General features: G+C 70.8%; 17 protein-coding genes. 12 read left to right on the forward strand and 5 right to left on the reverse strand.

Going from position 1 to position 17,532, the window contains the following annotated elements:
• Positions 1 to 21 precede the first annotated feature (21 nt).
• Both KK087_RS11700 and pepN read right to left on the reverse strand, forming a co-directional pair.
• Positions 22 to 1,086, reverse strand: coding sequence for a mechanosensitive ion channel family protein (locus KK087_RS11700; protein WP_214565468.1), 1,065 nt, complete (start codon positions 1,084 to 1,086; stop codon positions 22 to 24).
• 75 nt (positions 1,087 to 1,161) lie between these two features.
• A complete protein-coding gene (pepN, locus tag KK087_RS11705) occupies positions 1,162 to 3,741 on the reverse strand; it encodes an aminopeptidase N (RefSeq protein ID WP_214565470.1) in 2,580 nt (859 codons plus the stop codon).
• 213 nt (positions 3,742 to 3,954) lie between these two features.
• On the opposite strand from pepN, the gene KK087_RS11710 reads away from it, so the two are divergent.
• The 5 genes from KK087_RS11710 to KK087_RS11730 all read left to right on the forward strand — a co-directional run bounded on the left by KK087_RS11710 (position 3,955) and on the right by KK087_RS11730 (position 7,642).
• Positions 3,955 to 4,515, forward strand: coding sequence for a mycothiol-dependent nitroreductase Rv2466c family protein (locus KK087_RS11710; RefSeq protein ID WP_250901054.1), 561 nt, complete (start codon positions 3,955 to 3,957; stop codon positions 4,513 to 4,515).
• Between the two features lie 80 nt (positions 4,516 to 4,595).
• Entirely contained in the window at positions 4,596 to 4,919 is a 324-nt protein-coding gene (locus tag KK087_RS11715; RefSeq protein ID WP_214565472.1) for a hypothetical protein, read from the forward strand.
• Positions 4,916 to 6,136 (forward strand): hypothetical protein, encoded by a 1,221-nt coding sequence (locus KK087_RS11720; protein WP_214565474.1) that lies wholly within the window; start codon positions 4,916 to 4,918, stop codon positions 6,134 to 6,136. The genes KK087_RS11715 and KK087_RS11720 overlap by 4 nt, the downstream gene beginning before the upstream one ends.
• Before the next feature lie 5 nt (positions 6,137 to 6,141).
• Positions 6,142 to 6,600 (forward strand): hypothetical protein, encoded by a 459-nt coding sequence (locus tag KK087_RS11725; RefSeq protein WP_214543688.1) that lies wholly within the window; start codon positions 6,142 to 6,144, stop codon positions 6,598 to 6,600.
• Complete coding sequence (locus tag KK087_RS11730) at positions 6,593 to 7,642, forward strand: hypothetical protein (RefSeq protein WP_214565476.1); 1,050 nt, start codon at positions 6,593 to 6,595, stop codon at positions 7,640 to 7,642. Before KK087_RS11725 ends, KK087_RS11730 begins: the two co-directional genes overlap by 8 nt.
• 10 nt (positions 7,643 to 7,652) lie before the next feature.
• Here KK087_RS11730 and KK087_RS11735 read toward each other — a convergent pair whose 3' ends face one another.
• Positions 7,653 to 8,171 (reverse strand): GNAT family N-acetyltransferase, encoded by a 519-nt coding sequence (locus tag KK087_RS11735; RefSeq protein ID WP_250901047.1) that lies wholly within the window; start codon positions 8,169 to 8,171, stop codon positions 7,653 to 7,655.
• On the opposite strand from KK087_RS11735, the gene KK087_RS11740 reads away from it, so the two are divergent.
• From KK087_RS11740 to KK087_RS11750, 3 genes are read left to right on the forward strand one after another with little or no spacing between them, the layout of a single operon-like run.
• Positions 8,170 to 8,811, forward strand: coding sequence for a helix-turn-helix domain-containing protein (locus KK087_RS11740; RefSeq protein WP_214565478.1), 642 nt, complete (start codon positions 8,170 to 8,172; stop codon positions 8,809 to 8,811). The two genes, KK087_RS11735 and KK087_RS11740, sit on opposite strands and share 2 nt — an antisense overlap.
• 46 nt (positions 8,812 to 8,857) lie before the next feature.
• The gene (locus tag KK087_RS11745; RefSeq protein ID WP_214565480.1) at positions 8,858 to 9,346 is read left to right on the forward strand and encodes a ribose-5-phosphate isomerase; all 489 of its coding nucleotides are present in this window, start codon (positions 8,858 to 8,860) and stop codon (positions 9,344 to 9,346) included.
• Between the two features lie 36 nt (positions 9,347 to 9,382).
• On the forward strand, positions 9,383 to 10,312 hold the full coding sequence (locus tag KK087_RS11750; RefSeq protein ID WP_214530411.1) for an Fpg/Nei family DNA glycosylase: 930 nt from the start codon (positions 9,383 to 9,385) through the stop codon (positions 10,310 to 10,312).
• A gap of 27 nt (positions 10,313 to 10,339) precedes the next feature.
• Here the strand turns inward: KK087_RS11750 and KK087_RS11755 are convergent, their stop codons facing one another.
• Together KK087_RS11755 and KK087_RS11760 are read right to left on the reverse strand one after the other, a co-directional pair.
• The gene (locus KK087_RS11755; protein WP_214565482.1) at positions 10,340 to 11,809 is read right to left on the reverse strand and encodes an amidohydrolase; all 1,470 of its coding nucleotides are present in this window, start codon (positions 11,807 to 11,809) and stop codon (positions 10,340 to 10,342) included.
• Positions 11,806 to 12,459 carry an FMN-binding negative transcriptional regulator gene (locus KK087_RS11760; RefSeq protein ID WP_214565484.1) on the reverse strand — a complete coding sequence of 218 codons (654 nt, stop codon included), beginning with the start codon at positions 12,457 to 12,459 and terminating at the stop codon, positions 11,806 to 11,808. Before KK087_RS11760 ends, KK087_RS11755 begins: the two co-directional genes overlap by 4 nt.
• 179 nt (positions 12,460 to 12,638) lie before the next feature.
• On the opposite strand from KK087_RS11760, the gene KK087_RS11765 reads away from it, so the two are divergent.
• From KK087_RS11765 to KK087_RS11780, 4 genes are read left to right on the forward strand one after another with little or no spacing between them, the layout of a single operon-like run.
• The gene (locus KK087_RS11765; RefSeq protein ID WP_250901048.1) at positions 12,639 to 14,225 is read left to right on the forward strand and encodes a peptide ABC transporter substrate-binding protein; all 1,587 of its coding nucleotides are present in this window, start codon (positions 12,639 to 12,641) and stop codon (positions 14,223 to 14,225) included.
• A gap of 7 nt (positions 14,226 to 14,232) precedes the next feature.
• Entirely contained in the window at positions 14,233 to 15,627 is a 1,395-nt protein-coding gene (locus tag KK087_RS11770) for a M14 family zinc carboxypeptidase (RefSeq protein ID WP_214565486.1), read from the forward strand.
• Positions 15,627 to 16,568 carry an ABC transporter permease gene (locus KK087_RS11775; RefSeq protein ID WP_214565488.1) on the forward strand — a complete coding sequence of 314 codons (942 nt, stop codon included), beginning with the start codon at positions 15,627 to 15,629 and terminating at the stop codon, positions 16,566 to 16,568. The genes KK087_RS11770 and KK087_RS11775 overlap by 1 nt, the downstream gene beginning before the upstream one ends.
• Positions 16,565 to 17,455 (forward strand): ABC transporter permease, encoded by an 891-nt coding sequence (locus tag KK087_RS11780; RefSeq protein ID WP_214565490.1) that lies wholly within the window; start codon positions 16,565 to 16,567, stop codon positions 17,453 to 17,455. The genes KK087_RS11775 and KK087_RS11780 overlap by 4 nt, the downstream gene beginning before the upstream one ends.
• Positions 17,456 to 17,532: the final 77 nt, after the last annotated feature.

The raw sequence follows: 17,532 nt of genomic DNA on the forward strand, positions 1-17,532 counted from the left end.
CGCTCGGCGGTGTGGGGTCGGTCATCGGGGGTCCTTCCCGCTGTCGGGGTCGTCCGTGCGGATCGGCTGCCCGAGGATGTTGCGCTTGGTGCGCCGGGGCTTCGTGGGCGCCGGCGTCGGCTGGGTCCGGATGGTGCGCAGGCCGTTGATCGAGGTGGCGTTCTCCCAGCCCTCGGGCATGATCATCGCCATCGCGGGCAGGGTGATGCCGAGCTCGTCGACGGCGTGCTTCAGCCGGGTGCGGAGTTCCCGGCCGACGACGTCCAGCTCGGACGCCCGGGTCTTCACGACGAGGCGGAAGACCATGCCGGCGTCGGTGATCGACTGCAGGCCCCAGATCTCCGGCTTCTCGACGATGCGTTGCCGCCAGCGGGGCTCCTGCGACATCGTGACCGCGGCCTTGAGCAGGGCGTCCTGCACAGCGTCGATGTCGGTGTCGTAGGGCACGGTGATGTCGACGAGCACGCGGGACCAGCCCTGCGACAGGTTGCCGACGCGCAGGATCTGGCCGTTCGGCACGAACCACAGGATCCCGTTCACGTCGCGGATCTGCATGACGCGCAGGCCGACGTTCTCGACGACGCCGGTGGCCTGACCGGTGTCGACGACGTCACCGACGCCGGCCTGGTCCTCGAGGATCATGAAGACGCCGGACAGCAGGTCCTTGACGATGGACTGGGCGCCGACGGCGAGACCTGCGGCGACGAGGGACGCACCGCCGACGATGCCGACCGCGGCGTTCGGGATCGCGACCGGGATGATGATGGCCAGCGCGATCACGACGACGATCACCGTCGCCAGGTTCTCGAGCACGCTGCCGAGCGTCCGGGTCCGCTGCACGACGCGGGCGGTCTGCACGGGCGAGGCGATGAGGGCCTGCGTGTCCTCAGCGCCCTGACGCTTCTTGACGCCGTTCACGACCCGGTCGACGACCTGCTTGATGATGCGGCGGAGGAACACGCGGACGAGGATCGCCGCGAGGATCGTGATGACGATCGTGATCGGGATGTGCCACGCCTCGACGAACTGGGTGAAGGTGTTGGAGGCCCACTTCGGGACGTCGGTGGAGTCTGCAGCCAAGTTCATATCCGGTCGATGCTAAGCGGCGGGGCCTCGGCGTCCCTGGAGGAACACCAAGACCCCGCCGGGTGGGACGACGGGTCAGGCGTCGGCGGCCTGGACCCGGAGTGCGCGCTCCGTGCCCGCGAGGCTCTCGGACACGATGCGGCGCAGGGCCGGCGTCTCCGGGTGCTCCTCGAGCCACGCGGCGGCGGCGTCACGGAGCTCGGCCGACGCGAGCGGCGCCGGGTAGAGGCCCGAGACGATGGTGTCGGCCATGTGGTAGCTGCGCTCGGCCCAGATGCGCGTCAGCACCTCGAAGTACTTCGGCACGAGGCCCTCGAGCAGCACCGGGCTGTTCACGTGCTGGAACCCGACCGTGGTCTGGCGCACGATCGCGTTCGGTAGCTCGGACGAGTCGACCAGTGACGAGAACGCCGCCAGCTTGCCCTCGGCCGTGGGGATCGTCGCCCGGGCGCGGGCCGCGGCCTGCTCACCCGAGGCCGTCTTGTCCGCGGCGAGCTCGGTGTCGATCTCGGCGTTGCCAGCGGCACCCGCGAGCACGAGACCCTCGAGCAGCTCCCAGCGCAGGTCGGTGTCGATCTCGAGGCCCTGCAGCGTGACCGAACCGGCGCGGAGGCCCTGCAAGGTCGCGACGTGCTCGGGCGTGGACGGGATCTGCGCGAAGAACTTCACGAACTGGAACTGCGCGTCCGAACCGGCCTCGGCCGAGGAGGCGAGCTGCCAGAGCGTGTCGCCGACAGTGCGGACCGTGGCCTCGACCGAGCCCGGTGCCACGTAGTTGCGTGCGGTGAGCAGCAGCTGCGAGAGCGTCGTGCGGATGGTCGTCGACTCGGTCTCGGTCGCGATGTTGCCGAGCACGAGGCGGACGTAGTCGCTGGCCGGGGACTCGGCGTCGCGCGTGGCGTCCCACACGGAACCCCAGACGATCGAGCGGGCGAGCGGGTTCGCGATCGACGCGAGGTGCTCGATCGCGGTGCGCCGGGAGTGCTCGTCGAGACGGATCTTGGCGTAGGCCAGGTCGTCGTCGTTGAGCAGCACGAGGTCGCCGCGCTGGACGCCGACGAGCTCGGGCACCTCGGTGCGGGCACCGTCGACGTCGATCTCGACGCGGTGGACCCGCTCGAGCTTGCCGCCGGTCGAGGCAGTGTCGGCGCCGAACGGCGCGGACTCGTCGTTCCGGAAGGCGTACACGCCGATCGCCAGACGGTGCGGGCGCAGCGTCGGGTAGTCGGCGGGGGCTTCCTGCAGGACGGTGAACGACGTGATGACGCCGGACTCGTCGGTCTCGATCTCGGGGCGCAGGGTGTTGACGCCCGCGGTCTCGAGCCAGAGCTTCGACCACTCGGTCAGCTCCCGGCCACTCGTCGCCTCGAGCTCGACCAGCAGGTCGCGGAGCTCGGTGTTCGAGTGGTGGTGCTTCTTGAAGTAGGCGGAGACACCGGCGAAGAACGCGTCGATGCCGACCCACGCGACGAGCTGCTTCAGGACCGAGCCGCCCTTCGCGTAGGTGATGCCGTCGAAGTTGACCTGGACGTCTTCGAGGTCGTTGATCGTCGCGACGATCGGGTGCGTCGAGGGGAGCTGGTCCTGGCGGTAGGCCCAGGACTTCTCCATCGCCTGGAACGTGGTCCAGGCCTCGGTCCACTCGGTGGCCTCAGCCGTGGCGATCGTGGAGGCCCACTCGGCGAACGACTCGTTGAGCCAGAGGTCGTTCCACCACTTCATGGTGACGAGGTCCCCGAACCACATGTGGGCGAGCTCGTGCAGGATCGTGACGACCCGGCGCTCCTTGATGGCGTCGGTGACCTTCGACCGGAACACGTAGGTCTCGGTGAAGGTGACGGCCCCGGCGTTCTCCATCGCGCCGGCGTTGAACTCCGGCACGAAGAGCTGGTCGTACTTCTCGAAGGGGTAGGCGACGTCGAACTTCTCCTCGAAGTACGCGAAGCCCTTCTTCGTGATGTCGAACACGTACTCGGGGTCGAGGTACGAGGCGAGCGACTTGCGCGCGAAGACGCCGAGCGGGATCGTCCGGCCGTCGCGGCTGGTCAGCTCGTCGCGCACGACCTCGTACGGGCCGGCGACGAGCGCGGTGATGTAGCTGGAGATGCGCGCGGTGGGCGGGAAGGCCCAGGTCGCGACGTCGCCGTCGACGTGCGGCTCCGGGGTGGGGGAGTTCGAGACGACCTGCCACCGCGACGGCGCGGTCACGGTGAAGGAGAACTCGGCCTTCAGGTCGGGCTGCTCGAACACCGCGAACATGCGGCGGGAGTCGGGGACCTCGAACTGGGAGTACAGGTACACCTCGTCGTCCACCGGGTCGACGAAGCGGTGCAGGCCTTCGCCGGTGTTCGTGTACAGCGCGTCGCTGACGACCACGAGCTCGTTCTGCTCCTGCAGGTCGTCGAGCCGGATGCGCACGCCGTCGTTCACGGCGGCGACGTCGAGTGCCGTGCCGTTCAGCGTGATCGAGTGCACGGTCTTCGTGATGGCGTCGATGAAGGTCGATGCGCCGGCGGTGGCGGTGAAGCGCACCCGCGTGGTGCTGCCGAAGGCCTCGGCGCCGCGGGTCAGGTCGAGCTCGACGTCGTACGTCTGCACGGCGACGACGGCCGCGCGCTCCTGGGCTTCGATTCGGGTGAGGTTCTCTCCGGGCACGCAACGCTCCATCTTCGCTGGGGACGCGGACGATCGGTGTCCGCGTACGGGGCCCCGGACGGCGTCGTGCGCCGGCGGGACGATGGGCTCCAGCCTAGCGACGCCGCGTACGCTCGGATCGTGACCGAGACGACTGTGGACAACCCGACCGACCCCACCACCGAGCGCACCGCCGTGGAGTTCTGGTTCGACCCGAACTGCCCCTGGGCCTGGATGACGAGCCGCTGGGTGGGCGAGGTGGCCGAGCACCGCGACCTCGACGTGACCTGGAACGTGATGAGCCTGTTCGTCCTCAACGAGGACCAGGACGTCCCGGACTCCTACAAGGAGCGCCTGCACGCCGGTCAGGTCTACCCGCGCATCGTCACGGCGGCGAGGCTCCGGCTCGGACAGGACGTCGTCAAGCCGCTCTACGACGCCCTCGGCGAGCACATCCACCACCGCCAGGAGTCCGACCCGGAGCAGGTCGTCCCCGCCGTGCTCGCCGAGCTCGGCCTCGACGCCGACCTGCTCGAGTACGCCTGGACGGACGAGGTCGACGCCGCCGTGCGTGCCAGCCACCAGGACGGCATCGACCGCGTCGGACAGGACGTCGGCACGCCGGTCATCGCCGTCGCGGGCACCGCGTTCTTCGGACCGGTCATCTCCCCGGCGCCCACGGGCCAGGAGGCGCTCGACCTGTGGGACGGCGTCGTCGCCGTCGCGAAGTACCCCGGCTTCTTCGAGCTCAAGCGCTCGCGCACGGTCGGCCCGGTCTTCGACACCACCGACTGACGGACTGGAGGCACGTGGCGGCACCGCCACGTGCCTCCAGACGGCACTATGGTGGGTTCCGTCGGTGAAGTATCAGGGGGATGGGGATCCACATGGGGGAGTCGTACCGCGTCGACCGCGCTGCGTCCGCGAGGACCGTCGCGGACGTCCGAACGGCGGCGTCCGGCGTGAGCCGACGTGCGGAGGAGTTCGAGCGAGCGCTCGACGCGCTCGCCGGATCGGCGAGCGGATCGGCGGAGATCGCCTCGGCGCTTCGATCGTTCGCGTCGGAGCGCGCGGGGACCGCGACGCGGATCGGCACCCACCTCCAGGCGGTCAGTGCGGTCGGTGCGATCGCACTCGCCGCCGTCGACGAGGCGGACGGTCAGATGGCGCGCACCGCCGACCACGCGGCGCAGCGATGAGCGGCATGGTCTCGGTCGCGTCGCTCGACGAGATCCGTCTCGACATGAGCGCCGTGGTGGACGCAGCCGCGACGCTCCGTACCGCATCGGACGGCGTGCGGACCGCGGCATCGGACGGCGAGCACTCCTGGTCCACCATGCCGGCGGTGTTCGAGATGGCCGGCGTGAGCGCCGCGATGCCCGCCATGACCCACCGTTCCACCGCCGTCGCGACCGAACTCGCCGAGAGCGTCGACCACCTCCACGCGCTCGTCGATCGGGCGTCGTTCGACTTCGCCGAACTCCGGACACGCCGCGTCGCGTTGGTCGAGCGGATCTCGTCGTTCACCGGCGGGGTCCACGCCGCCGTCGAGCGTCACGACGCTGCGCTGCCCGAGCCGCCCGACACGAGCACCTCGTGGGACCGGGTCCCCAGCCTCGTTGCCGAGGACGCGGCGCTCCGGGCGGCAGTCTCGGCCTGGAACGAACAGTGGCGTGACTGGCAGCAGCGACTCGCCTCGCAGATCCACGCCGTCAGCGGCGGTGACTCGACCGCGGGGCTCGCCGAGGACGACACCGACGTGCGCACCGCGAGTCTCGTGGCTCCGATGCCGCTGCCCGGCTTCCCGTCCGCGCCCTTCCAGTTCCCGTGGCCGTGGCTCGGTGCCGCCGGTGGGACCGCTGCCGGTACCGGCAGCGCGGTCGGTGGCCTGTCGGCGCTGGGCGTGCTGGGCATCCTGTTCGGCCTCAGCGGGGACACGAAGCAGCAGACCCCGGCCGACGCCATGCGGCAACGGATGGCCCAGGCTGACCGGGACGCGTGGGCGTGGACGCACGATCCGCTCACGGGCAAGCCCCGCGAGGTCGCGGGCGGCTCCGGGATCATGACGGACGTGGTCGGACCGATGACCGGCGACGAGGCCAACGAGCGGATCCGCTCCATCGGACGCCCGGGGAAGACCGAGCCGCATCGCGAGGTCGACACTCCAGAGGAAGCCGTCGAGGCATGGCGTGAGCTCAGCCGAGGCGGCACGCTCGCTCCGGGATCGACACCCGACCGCATCCAAGTCGTCCTCCCTGACGGAACACGCGTCCAGTACCGACGCGACAGCGGCACGGGAGGGCCAGTGGTCGAAGTGCACAACTCGAAGACGTCGGAATGGGAGAACGTGAAGGTGCATCTCCCCGAAGGATCGGCGCCGCATGACCTCCCCGACGATGCGATGCCGGAAGGATGATGTCGATGAATGAGTTCACCTACTACTGTCTGGCGTCCGTCCAGGACGGGACCGGCGAGAACCTGTGGGCCTGGACCGGCAACATAGAGAAGGGACGCCGTCGGCCGTTGGGGGAGACTCGTGAATGGCTCCTCGACGTGCTCGGTCGTTTGCTCGAGCGTGATCTCGTGTGCGTCGGCAACTACGAGGAGAACGGCACTGGGCGTGCCGGTTGGGAAACCTGGACAGCAAGCGTCGAGGCCGTCGTCGACAGGGTCGCGTCGATCTACACGATTGACCTCGCTCCTGACGAGGTGCAGTACTGGCCGTGCTACCTGATGCGGACGGAGACAGGCGCACAGCTGTACGGACGGGAGCGATCGCGGCGAGAGCTCGCTGGTGAGGACCCGGTCCCGCGACTTCGTGCGGTCTGGGATGAGGACGGCAACGTCATCGAAGAACACGGAGACGAGATCGTTGTCTGACCCCGGCCTCGAGTACGTCCCCTTCCCCGCAGAGGAAGTCCGCTCCATGCCGGACGGCTCCGTCGCCGCGATGCGGGAACCCCTCCCCGGGCACGAGGCCTACATCGACGTCATCCCGCCCGCTGATGCGGAGGACCCCCGGGTCCAGCGACGTAGTGTCCGGCACGACGATGGCCTGACACCGAGCGCCGAGCCGGCACCCCGGACGCCCGAGGAACAGCTGCTCCTCGACCTCACGGAGTTCAACCGGAACGGGTGCGCGACCGACCTCCGCGCGCTGCACCGCATGGCGCGGACCGACCACGAACCCGACGGCACCCGAGCCCGCGCGATGGCGTTGCGGTGCGTCGAGATCGGCATGCGGCGCGGGCTCCTGACGAGCGGGATGTTCGTCCGCGTCGCTTCGGAGCTCGCGTTCGTCGAACCCGAGCGGAGCTCCGCTGACCGGATTGCGACCGTCCGGGAACGCTACGTCAGCGCCCCCCGGGCCGGCGAGTCCGACGGCGACCTCGCGAACTCGGTCTGGCTGATGAACACGACGGACGGCGAGCGGTACGCGCGGACCCACAGCGCCGACCAGGCCAGGGAGGACCGGGCGAGCGATGCTGGGCCGGCGACGACCCCGAGCGTGCCCGCGGTCGTCGTGCGGTCCTCGAGCGACGAGTGGGGCGACAAGAACCACGAGCTGCTCGCGGACAACGTCTTCGAGGAACTCCGCAACGGCTGGCTCTCGTGGGACAAGGGCATCGAGGACGCGGCGCTCAAGAACCTCGCGTGGGGGATCGCCGCTGAGATCGTGTACGCCTTCGACGTGAAGTGGTCGCCGGACTGGGTCACGAAGGGGTACCCCCACCGGTGGCACGACGAGGCCGGCTGGCACGCGCGGTGCAACGACTGCCTCGACGAGAGCCCGGCTGAGGCTGACGAAGCGGTCGCGTACTCCTGGTTCGCCGACCACCGTCCGATCGCGCACGGTGACACCGCGCCGCCGTTCCGACGGTCGCCACCGCCCCTGGACGTCCCGATGCCGGGCACGGACTGACCGGCGACGGTCAGACGAGCGGCAGCCGCATCATCGTCAGGTCGAGCCACCGGTCGAACTTCCGCCCGACCTCGGGCACGACCGCGACCGTGGTGAAACCGAGCCGCTCGTGCAGGGCGATCGACCCCGCGTTGGTGCTGCAGATCCCGGCCATCATCACGTGCCGCCCCTCGGCGGTGGCGCGCGCGACCAACTCGGCCATCAGGGTCGTCGCGATGCCCCTGCCGCGGAACGCCTCGACCACGTAGACGCTGTGCTCGACGGTCAGCCGGTACCCCTGGTGCGGCCGCCACTGGGAGTACGTGGCGTAGCCGGCCACGACCCCGTCGACCTCGGCCACGACCACCGGGAAGCCGTCGCCCTGCCGCGCAGCGAGCCATCCGTCGAAGTACGCACGCGGGTGCGGGGTCTCCTGCCAGATGGCGGTGGAGTGCAACACGGCATCGACGTGCAGGGCGTGCACGACGTCGAGGTCGGCGGGGGTGCAGTCGCGGATCACGACCCCGTTCGTCGCATATGCTGTCGTCATGTCTCACATCGTAGACGACGAGCACGCCGATCCTGCAACCGGCACCGACGACACCTCGGTCGCCGAGCAGCGGGCGCTCGGCGAACGCCTGCAGCGGCTCCGCACCGAGCGGAAGTGGAGCCTGACCGAGCTCGCCGAGGAGTCGGGCGTCTCCCGCGCGATGATCAACCGCGTCGAGCGCGGGGTCTCCAGCCCCACCGCGACGATCCTCGGCCGGCTGTCCGGTGCCTTCGGCCTGACGATCTCGCAGCTCCTCGACGACGCCCTCGAGCACGAGGTGCCCAGGGCGACGGACCCCGACGAGGCGCGTGGGGTCCAACGCGGCGCGACCGCCGATTCCTGGACCGATCCCGACACCGGGTACCGCCGCCGTCCGGTCTCGAGCGCGGCGTTCCCCGCTGACGTCACCGAGGTGCGCCTCCCGGCCGGCCGCGACGTGGCCTACCCGGCGTCCGCCTACGCGTTCCTGCGGCACTGCATCTGGGTCGTCGACGGCGTGCTGGAGGTCGTCGTCGGCGGCGAGCCGACGCGCCTGGCGGCGGGGGACCGGATCGAGCTCGGCGACCCCGCCGACGTCGTCTACCGCAACCCGGGCGAGGACCCCACCCGGTACCTCGTGGTGGTCGTCCGCGCGCCGTAGTCAGTCGTGGTCCGGGCCCCGGAGTCGCAGGAATAGGATCGGTTCCATGCGCATCCACCTCGGAACGGACCACGCCGGCCTCGAGTTCAACAAGACCCTCGCGACACACCTGATGGAAGCCGGGCACGAGGTCGTGGACCACGGGCCGACCGAGTACGACGCGCTCGACGACTACCCCTCGTTCTGCATCAACGCCGCGCACGCCGTGGTGCAGGACCAGCGCGCCGGCGTCCAGGCGCTCGGTGTCGTCTTCGGCGGTTCCGGCAACGGCGAGCAGATCGCTGCGAACAAGGTCGAGGGCATCCGCGCCGCGCTCGTCTGGAACGAGTCGACCGCCGTCCTCGCCCGGCAGCACAACGATGCCAACGTCATCTCCATCGGAGCGCGCCAGCACACCGAGGACGAAGCGATCCGGTTCGTCGACCTGTTCATCGCCGAGCCGTTCTCCGGCGAGGAGCGTCACGCCCGCCGCATCGCGCAGCTCGCCGAGTACGAGACCACCGGGCTGATCGCCGGCCGCCAGATCGACGCGTAGTCCGGCCCGTCAGGGGTACCGGGTAGAACGGTAGTCATGCCCGAGGGTCACTCCGTCCACCGCATCGCCAACCAGTTCACCCGGCACTTCGTCGGCAAGCGCTGCGAGGTCTCGAGCCCGCAGGGTCGCTTCGCCGCCGGGGCCGCGCAGCTCGACGGCAAGCGCATGATCGCCGCGCGTGCCGTGGCGAAGCAGATGTTCCTGGAGTTCGAGGGCGACCTGTTCCTCCGCGTCCACCTCGGGCTCTACGGGGCATGGGACTTCGCGGGGATGATCTCCACCGCCGAGGCGCTGTCCGACGACGACGACCGCGAAGAGTCGCTCAGCTCGATCGGCGCACCCCGGCTGGCCCGCTACCGGATGGCCGAGCAGGAGAAGGTGGAGGACCCGATCGAGTCCTTCCCGCCGGATCCGGTCGGCCAGGTCCGGGTGCGGATCCTCACCGAGGACACCGTCGCCGACCTCCGCGGCCCGACCGCCTGCGTGGTGGAGACCCCGGCCGAGGTGCAGCGCGCCCTCGACAAGCTCGGCCCCGACCCGATGAACGACGACGGACCCGAGGCCGAGAAGACCTTCGTCGACAACGTCCGCCGTCGGAACGTCGCGATCGGCCAGCTGTTGATGGACCAGTCCGTCGTGGCCGGCATCGGCAACATCTACCGCGCCGAACTGCTGTTCCGGCAGCGCATCGACCCGTACAAGCCGGGCAAGAAGATCACCGTCAAGCAGGCCAAGGCGCTCTGGGCGGACTGGTCGAAGCTGCTGCACGACGGGGTCCGCGACGGCCTGATGATGACGATGGACGACCTGTCCGAGGCCGACCACAAGAAGGCCCTGCGCTCGCGGAAGGACCGCCACTGGGTCTACCACCGCCAGGGCGAGCCCTGCCGGGTGTGCGGCACCGAGATCCGGATGGCCGACATGGCCGGCCGGAAGCTCTACTGGTGCCCGAAGGACCAGAAGTAGCGCACCGCCGACGGCGCACCCGCCCGCTCACACCTCCAGGTACGTGAACCGCCCGGCGACGGCCGTGCCGAGCACCCGCATGGCCCGCAGGCCGGCGGACGACGCCACGAGCGGGTCGGTCTCGACGAGCACCAGGTCCGCCACGTCGCCGACGGACACCGAGACCCGGCCGTCCGTCGAGCCCTGCCACGCGACGAGTGACGAGAGCCGTTCGGCCGGCTGCCACGGCTCCCGGCCGTCGCGGTCGCGCCCGACGGCCGCGGCCATGGACACCCACGGGTCGAGCGGCGCCACCGGCGCGTCCGACCCGAGCAGCACGCGTGCCCCGGCCCGGGCGAGTGAGGCGAACGCGAAGGCCCGGTCGGTGAACCCCGCCCAGTGCCGGTCGGCGATGTCCCGGTCGTCCATCGCGTGCTCGGGCTGCACGGACGCGGCGACCCCGAGCCGGGCGAACCGGTCGACGTCGGTGTCGACGAGCAGCTGCGCGTGCTCGATCGTGCCACGGACCCCGACGGTCTCGAACACGTCGAGGGCGAGGGTGTTCGCCCGGTCGCCGATGGCGTGGATCGCGGGGACGAGCCCGGCGTCGACGGCCCGGCGGGTGATGGCCACGAGGTCCTCGAACGGCCAGGCGAGCACGCCGGAGCCGTCGGTCATCGCGGCGGTCCGGGTGCCGAGCGATCCGTCCGTGACCACCTTGAACGGCCCCATCGTGAGCAGACCCCGCGTGCCGTCGACCACGTCGCCGGTCCGCAGCCCCCGGGCGATGGCCTCTTCGAGCTCGGCCGGGTACACCCCGGACGCGACCCGGATCGCGTCGGTGCCGGCGTGGATCCGGCGGCGCCAGCGGTCGAGCCCGAAGCGCATCTCGAGGTCGACGACGCCCGTCACCCCTCGGGCCGCCGCCGCCTCGGCAGCGTCCGCCACGTAGGCGTCGAGCAGGTCGTCCGGCACCTGCGACAGCGCGCCGGTCACGTCGAACGCGTCCTGTTCGCGCAGGACCCCGTCCTCGCCCGCCTCGAGCGGGCGGCCGACGGTCGCGGAGAAGTGCGCGAGCGCGAGGGCGTTGCACCACACCGCGTGCAGGTCCGCGCTGATGACGACGACCGGGAGGCCCGGTGCGGCACGGTCGAGCAGCTCGCGTCGCGCAGGGCGCGGCCACATCCCGTCGCGGTACCCGTGTCCGACCAGGACTCGGTCCGCCACGCCCGCCCGCGCGACCGCGGCGAGCAGGTCGGCGGTCGTCTCGGCGGAGTCGCAGCCGGTGACGTCGACGCGGCGGCGGACGAGCGCCCACTGGTCGAAGTGCGTGTGGTGGTCGCGGAGCCCCGGACCGAGCCAGGCGCCGGCGGCCTCGACCACGTCGGTGTCGGCGCTCGTGGGGTCGAGGGTGCCGGTCGGCGCGATCTCGGTGACGCGACCGTCGACGATGCGGACGTCGGCAGGGGCTCCGGAGGTGCCCACACGCCGGACGGTGCGCAGCAGGATCTCGCTCACCGCTCCTCCAGGTCGTCGACACGCGCAGCGTGCGCTCGCTCCATCTCGTCGGCGAGCGCCGCCGACGCGTAGGGGCCGTCGCCCCGCAGCCCGGCGACGATGCGGTCGATCACCTCGGGGGCCTTGTTCTGCGACAGCTTGGCGCGGGCGTCGAACCGGGTGACCCGGATGCGGATCCCGACGGTGCCCTTGGCCATCCGGCGGGCGGTCTCCTCGTCGATCTGCAACGACACGGGCGAGGGCATCACCCGCTCGAAGTGGTCGACGAGTTCGCCGAGCACCCGGAAGTTCTCGTCGTCGGACAGGATCTCGGGGGTGCCCCAGACGTGGGCGGTGACGTGGTTCCAGGTCGGCACGAACTGCTCCGGCGGGTACCAGGCGGGGGAGACGTAGCCGTGCGGGCCCTGGAACACGACGAGCACCTCGTGCTGCCCGAGTTCGTGCGCGACCTCGTCGGGGCGGCCGACGTGGGACACCAGGACAAGGGCGTCCGGGTCGTCGTCGGGGCCGGGGGTCTCGAGCAGCATCGGGTAGTGCGAGGCGACCAGCCCGGCCGCGGTGTGCGACACGATCGTCGCCCACGGGTTCCCGGTGATGAGGCGTCGGACCTCGTCGACGTCGGTCATCAGGAAGTGCGGTGTGTGGCGCATGGTCCGAGCGTGGCACACCGTGCCGGAGCGCGCGACGGGTGTCGTTTCGCCGGTGTTTCTGCGCGGTAAAACTTTCAGAGTCGATTGAAAGAAGTCTTGTGGACGGGATTCGAACCGGCCTAGCTTTCCCACCACGACGACCGGGCAGGGATCCGGCCGCACCCGATCGAGGAGAGATCATGCGACGCAGGACGATCGCCGCGCTGGCCGCAGCGGCAACCTTGGCACTGGTGGCGACCGGCTGTTCCGCGAGCGGCACCGCGGACGACGACGCGGCCTCGACCCTGGTGTACGCGACCGGTGAGCCCGACCACCTGACCCCGGGGCGGCAGACCGTGGCCTTCGACCAGGTGATGAGCGTCTTCGCGCCGCTCACCCAGACCGACGCCGACGGGGACCTGCGGTACGTGGCGGCGAAGAGCGTCGAGAGCGACGACGCCACCACCTGGACAATCACGCTGCGGGACGGCTGGACGTTCCAGAACGGCGAGGCCGTCACGCCGGAGAGCTACGTGAAGGCCTGGAACCACGTCGCCTACGGCCCGAACGCCTGGGAGAACAGCGGCCAGCTCGCCGGGATCGTCGGGTACACGGACCTCAACCCGGCGAAGGGCGCCCCGAAGACCAAGGAGATGTCGGGGCTCGAGGTCACCGGCAAGGACACCTTCACGGTCACGCTCACCCACGCGGACAGCCAGTTCCCCCTGCAGCTCAGCCAGGCCCAGACGGCGTTCTACCCGATGCCCGAGGCCGCCTACGACGACCTGAAGGCGTACGACAAGCAGCCGATCGGCAACGGCCCGTACGAGATGACGAAGGCGTGGAAGGCGGACCAGGAGTTCACCGTCACCGCCTGGAAGGACTACGAGGGCACGAAGCCCGCCACCGACGAGGTGACCTTCCGCAGCTACTCCGACATGAACACCGCCTACACGGACGTCCTGGCCGGCAACGCCGACGTGCTGTTCCTGCCGACCGACAAGATGACGAGCGCGAAGGCCGACTTCGGCGACCGCCTGCACTCCTTCGACGCCCCCGGCATCGACTACCTCGGGTTCCCGCTGTGGGACGACCGGTACTCCGACCCCGACGTGCGCCGGGCGATCTCGATGTCGATCGACCGAGACCAGGTGAACGACGCCATCTACGGCGGCCTGTACGAACCCGCCACCGCCCTCACCCCACCGTCGATGTCGGGCACGGAAGAGGGCATCTGCGGGGACGCCTGCGAGTTCGACCCCGCGGCGGCCAAGCAGCTCCTCGCCAACGCCGGCGGGTTCGACGGCACCATGACGCTCGTCTACCCGGGCGGCACCGGCCTCGACTCCCTGTACGAGGCGTACGCCAACCAGATCCGGCAGAACCTGGGCGTCGACGCCGAGGCGAAGGCCACCACCGACTGGGCGTCGTACTACTCGGAGCTGACCGACAAGAAGGTCGCCGGCCCGCACTTCGGCCACTGGGGCGCGCTCTACATCAGCCAGCAGAACACGCTCCGCGCGCTGTTCACCACGGCCGGCGGCTGTGCCCCGTGCACCGGCTACTACCAGTCCGACGACGTCGACTCGCTGCTCGCGAAGGCCGACTCCGCCGGGTCGCAGGACGAGGCGAACGGGTACTACACGAAGACGCAGGAGGCGGTCCTCGAGGACTTCCCGATCGTCCCGACCTTCTTCGACAAGTACTCGTACGTCACGAGCGACAAGATCGCGAAGCTGCCGGCGGTCGCGGGCAGCCCCGTCATCGCCCAGATCGCCGTGAAGTAGGGCGGGCATGGAGCAGCACACCATCCTCGACCTGGTCCGGGGCGTCCCCGACCGCGACGGCTTCCCGCTCGTCGACGACCTGCACGCCCGGTTCGCGGCGCTCGCCGCAGCGCACCCCGACCGGGTCACGGTCACCAGGATCGGCACGAGCCGCCTCGGCGAACCCCTGCACAGCTACCGCATCGGCACCGGGTCGCACGCGGCCGTCGTGGTCGGCGGGGTGCACCCGAACGAGCCCATCGGTTCGTGGACGGCGTTGCACCTCGCCGAGGCGGCCCTCGGTGACGAACGGATGGCCGGGCTCGACGTCACCTGGCACATCGTCCCGACGATCGACCCGGACGGCATGCGGCTCAACGAGGCGTGGTTCCACGACCCGCACGACCGGGTGTTCTACTCGAGGCACTTCTACCGGCCCGCCCCGGACAGCCAGGTCGAGTGGACGTTCCCGAACAGCTACAGGTCGGTGTACTTCGACCGGGTGCTGCCCGAGACGCTCGCGTTCATGCGGCTCATCGACGACACCGAGCCGGACCTGCTCGTGAGCCTGCACAACGGCGAGATGGGCGGCGTCTACTACTACCTGTCCGAGGACCTGCCCGCCGTCGTCGACACCCTGCACGCGGTCCCGGCCGCACTCGGGCTGCCGCTCGACACCGGGGAGCCCGAGTCGCCGTACCTGCGGGAGCTCGCCCCGGCGGTGTTCGCGATGGACGGCATCGAGACGGCGTACGCCTACCTCGAGGAGCTCGGCGTCGACCCCGGCGAGCACATCCACGGCGGCTCGAGCGCGGCGTGGGCGATGCGGCACGGCGCCCTCTGCATGGTGGCCGAGCTGCCGTACTGGAGCCACCCCGACGCCGACGACCCGACCCCGACCGACGAGTCGTACGCCGACCTGCTGCGCCGGTGCGCGGACGACCTCGGTGCCTCGGGTGCGGAACTGCAGGCGTTCCTCGACGAGGCGTCGCCGATGCTCTCGATCCCGTCCCCGTTCGTCGAGGCCTCCCGGGCGTTCGTCCCGATGCTCGCCGGGATCGCGGACACCGACCGCCGCCGGGCCGAGCGGGAACCGGCGGACCGCACGGCCACCGTCGCGGAGCGCTTCGGCTGCGAGGACCTCGTCCGCTGCTTCCGCCTGCGCTACGGCGGCATGCTCCTGCGTGCCGTCGAGGCGGAGACGACCGCCGGCATGGCGTCCGCGCCGCTCCGGCGGCTCCGCGACCGCCTGGCCGAGCGGTACGCGCACTGGCAGGCGGACGCGTCGGCGGGTGCCGAGCCGATCCCGGTGGGGAAGCTCGTGGGGGTGCAGTACGGGGCGATCCTCGCCTGCGCGGCGCACGTGGCGGACCCGACCCGCGCCTCCCGGCCGGTGTCGGCGACCGTCTCGGGAGGCGCGTGATGCGTCCGACGCTCGCCGTCGGTCGCCGACTCGGCGGCCTGGTCATCGTGTTCCTCGGGGTGACCTTCCTCATCTACGCGATGACGTTCGCGCTGCCCGGCGACCCGATCAAGGCGCTCGGCGGCGAGCGCCCGCTCACCGACTCGGTCGTGCGGGCGCTGCGGGCGGAGTACCACCTGGACCAGCCGCTGTGGCTGCAGTACGTGCAGTACCTGGGCGGCCTGTTCCGGGGTGACTTCGGCACCGACTTCAACGGGCAGCCCGTCGGTGAGCAGATGGCCTCGCGGTGGCCCGTGACGATCACGCTGGCGCTGAGCGCCTGGGCGCTCGAGATCGTCCTCGGCATCGGGTTCGGCGTGGTCTCGGCGCTCAAGCGCGGCACCGTGCTCGACAAGACGGTGCTCGTCGGCACCATCGTCGTCGGAGCCGTCCCCGTGTTCGTCCTCGGCGTCGCGCTGCAGCTGGTGTTCTCGGTGCGGCTGCACTGGTTCCCGGTCGCGGGTGTCACCGCCGGGTGGCCGACCGCCTACGTCCTGCCGGCGTTCGTGATCGCCCTGTTCGGCCTGGCCGCGGTGTCCCGGCTCACCCGGACCTCGATGATCGAGACGCTCGATGCCGACTACGTGCGGACGGCCCGTGCGAAGGGGCTCGCCCCGGGCCGGATCGTCGGTGTGCACGTGCTGCGGAACTCGCTCATCCCGACGGCGACGTACCTGGCGACCGACCTCGGGTACCTGATGGGCGGCACCGTGATCATCGAGGGCATCTTCAACCTGCCGGGTGTCGGGAACCTGCTGTTCCAGGGCATCCGCTCGCACGAGGGTGCCGTCGTCGTCGGCATCTCGACCGCCCTCATCCTGGTGTTCCTCGTCACGAGCGTGCTCGTCGACCTGCTGCACGCCGCCCTCGACCCGCGCGTCCGGACAGGAGCCTCGCGATGACCACCGAAGCCCTCGGCGCCACCGTCGAACCCGTCGTCGGGGTCCGGCGCCGGCCACTGCTCGCCGCCGCACGGACGCCGGGGTTCTGGGTGCCCGCGTCGGTGCTCGTGGTGGTCCTGCTCATCGCGGCGTTCCCGCAGCTGTTCGCCGGCCTGTTCGGCCACGGCGACCCGCGGGTGTGCGACCTCGGCCGGAGCGGGGCGGCACCGACCGCCGGGCACCCGTTCGGCTTCGACCTGCAGGGCTGCGACGTGTACGCGAACGTCGTCTGGGGCACCCGGTCGTCGATCGCCGTCGCGGTGCTCACGACCGTGCTCGCCGGCATGGTGGCGGTCGTCGTCGGGACCGTCGCGGGGATGGTCGGCGGATGGGTGGACGCCGTCCTCGCCCGGCTCACCGACGTGTTCCTCGGGTTCCCGTTCCTGCTCGGCGCCGTCGTCGTGCTGAACAGCGTGGGGGAGCGGTCGGTGCTCACCGTGTCGCTCGTGCTCGCCCTGTTCGGCTGGCCGACGATGGCCCGGCTCGTGCGGTCGAGCGTGCGCAGCGTCCGGGGCGCCGAGTTCGTGCTCGCCGCCCGGACGATGGGGTTGTCGACGTGGCGGATCACCACCCGGTACGTGCTGCCGTCGTCGATCTCGCCGCTGCTCGTGCTCGCCACCATCACCGTCGGCGGGGTCATCGTGTCCGAGTCGTCGCTGACCTACCTCGGCATCGGACTGGAACGCCCGGCGATCTCGTGGGGGCTGCAGCTGTCCGCGGCGACGTCGCAGTTCCTCCGCGCACCGCACATGCTCATCGCGCCCGCGGCGTTCCTCGCCGTGACCGTGCTCGCCGTCATCGCGCTCGGCGACACGCTGCGCGCCGCACTCGACCCACGTCGGCGCTGACGGCGCTGACGGCCGTCGACCGCGTCGCGGCGGACATCACCGCGACCGACGCGCCAGACTCGGACAGAACCGCTCTC

The sequence above is a fragment of the Curtobacterium aurantiacum genome (assembly GCF_018598555.1).
In the GTDB taxonomy this organism is placed as follows: domain Bacteria; phylum Actinomycetota; class Actinomycetes; order Actinomycetales; family Microbacteriaceae; genus Curtobacterium; species Curtobacterium aurantiacum.